The organism is Protofrankia sp. CiT1, from assembly GCF_917627335.1.
In the GTDB taxonomy this organism is placed as follows: Bacteria; Actinomycetota; Actinomycetes; order Frankiales; family Frankiaceae; genus Protofrankia.
The window spans coordinates 3947-6203 of sequence record NZ_CAKJTP010000197.1; the positions used below are offsets into that span (position 1 = coordinate 3947).

The following is a 2257-nucleotide window of genomic DNA, read 5'->3' on the forward strand; positions in this document are numbered from 1 at the left end:
TTATTGGTGTTCTCATGCTGATCCATTGGCATTGCGGCGTGCCATGGCTTCTTTGGCGCGCACCTTGTGCGCCCGAGGACATGCGCGTGCTTCAGTCGGAGCCGGGAGACGCTTGTGAGCAGGCAGAAGAGCCCACGTGTCATATTGGACAGCATCCCCGGGCGATCCCCGGTTCGCCGTCCACGCCTCCCACCCGTCGAGGCAGCTCGTCCGAGGGAGTATGTGATGACCGCCACAACCGACCATTCCGTTGGTCAGGTCGGGCCTGATCCATCCGCGCGGGTGCCGGCTGCGCAGGCAGCCACCGTGGATGTGCCGGGGCCGGTCGGCCGCGATACCGACCCCGCCTTTGTCCTGCACAAGGGTGGAAAGATCGGCCTTGCGCTGACCGTCCCGTTGAACAACCGCGAGGATCTGTCACTCGCCTACACTCCTGGCGTCGCGCGTGTCTGTACGGCCATAGCGGCCGAGCCGGGCCTTGCCGACGACTTCACCTGGCGCTCCAACGCGGTCGCGGTGGTGACCGACGGCACCGCGGTGCTGGGGCTTGGCGACATCGGCCCGGCCGCGGCGCTGCCGGTCATGGAGGGCAAGGCCGCGCTTTTCAAGCATTTCGCCGGAGTGGACGCGGTGCCGATCTGCCTTGACTGCACCGACGTGGAGGAGGTCGTGGAGACCGTCGCCCGGTTGGCGCCCGGTTTCGGCGGCATCAACCTGGAGGACATCTCGGCGCCGAGGTGCTTTGCCATCGAGCGGTTGTTGCAGAGCCGGTTGGACATTCCGGTGTTCCACGACGACCAGCACGGGACGGCCATCGTGACGCTGGCCGCCCTGGTGAACGCGGCCCGCCTGACCGGCCGAGGCCTTGGGGAGCTGCGTGCGGTCGTGTCCGGAGCGGGTGCCGCGGGCGTGGCTGTGACCCGCATCCTGCTTGCTGCTGGCATCGGGGAAATTGCGGTTGGTGACAGCCGTGGCATTCTGCACACCGGTCGTCCTGATCTCAGCCCAATCAAGGCGATGGTCGCGGCTGAGACCAATCGGGCCGGCCTGTCGGGCTCGATCAACGATGCGCTGGCCGGAGCCGATGTCTTCATCGGCCTGTCCTCGGGCAAGGTGCCTGAGGCCGCGGTGGCGTCGATGGCATCGGGGTCGATCGTCTTCGCCATGGCCAATCCCGACCCCGAGGTCGATCCGGAGGTCGCGCACTGCTATGCCCGGGTTGTGGCCACCGGCCGCAGCGATTATCCGAATCAGATCAACAACGTGCTGGCCTTCCCGGGGGTGTTCCGCGGCGCGCTGGACGTCCGCGCGAGCCACATAACCGAGCCGATGAAGCTGGCGGCGGCTGACGCGCTCGCCGCGGTGATCGCGGATGAGCTGACCGAGCAGCACATCATCCCGAGCGTGTTCGACGACCGGGTCGCGCCAGCGGTTGCCGCCGCTGTGGCCCGGCAGGCTCGCGCCGATGGCGTGGCCCGCCGGTAGAGCGGTGACGGCTTTCAGGGAGCGTACCGAGAGCCTGCGCAGGGGGTGTCTGACCCAGATAGCACCTGGCGGGCTATCTGGGTCAGACCCGGCCGCAGCCGGCGCAGGGATGGTTCTCGGAGGCGTCCATCAGGGGCCGGAGCGTCCCGCAGCCCTTGTAGGTACAGGAGACGAAGTCCGTCGCGGAGACGATGACGATCGTGTCGTTGTCGCCGCGGACAGTTGGCGCGGGGTCGGCCGACGGCACGGGCGCGCGCCGTCCGCGGCGGAACCATCGGGACGGGCCTGGACCGGTCACTGGCATCTGTTTGGGTGACACCACATCGAAGAGTGGAGCACAGGTTGGACAGGCACGCGATGGGCACCGTGCCGCGCGTGCGGCCATCGGTCTGGCTCGGGCGTGTTGCGGCCGGCTGTCCGGCTCACCGCGTCCAGGCGGCCCGTGGCCGCGTTCTCGGTCACACCGATACGGCTCATCCGGTATCGGTGTGACCCGCGGCCCTGCCAGCAACCACCTGGACGCGGTTCCCTGATCGAACGACGGCTTCCGATAAGAGCGCCCGGCAATAGGGGTGTGGGTCAAGGAGTGGGGCTGGGGTGCGTGCATCGCGAGGCGGCGGAGGGAGGCGCCCTGTGTTGGGCGTCGACTGACGAGCCGGGGTACCCGTGCATCGCGCGGCGATGGACGGGCAGCGATGCGGCGAGGTGCGTGCCCCAGCCCCGCGACGCCGCGTCCCCTAAGCTCGGTGCTTAGTGGTCGCCGCCGGAAGTT

2 protein-coding genes are annotated in these 2257 nt (G+C 68.5%); one reads left to right on the plus strand and one right to left on the minus strand.

The window, feature by feature from the left end; all coding sequences use genetic code 11:
- Positions 1 to 225 precede the first annotated feature (225 nt).
- On the plus strand, positions 226 to 1485 hold the full coding sequence (locus MJ785_RS19665) for an NADP-dependent malic enzyme (RefSeq protein ID WP_239313254.1): 1260 nt from the start codon (positions 226 to 228) through the stop codon (positions 1483 to 1485).
- Positions 1486 to 1567: 82 nt separating this feature from the next.
- Here the strand turns inward: MJ785_RS19665 and MJ785_RS19670 are convergent, their stop codons facing one another.
- A complete protein-coding gene (locus MJ785_RS19670) occupies positions 1568 to 1732 on the minus strand; it encodes a hypothetical protein (protein WP_239313257.1) in 165 nt (54 codons plus the stop codon).
- Positions 1733 to 2257 lie beyond the last annotated feature (525 nt).

Coding starts and splice junctions, on each gene's coding strand:
- MJ785_RS19665 (WP_239313254.1), top strand. CDS start 226: ATGACCGCCACAACCGACCATTCCGTTGGTCAGGTCGGGCCTGATCCA.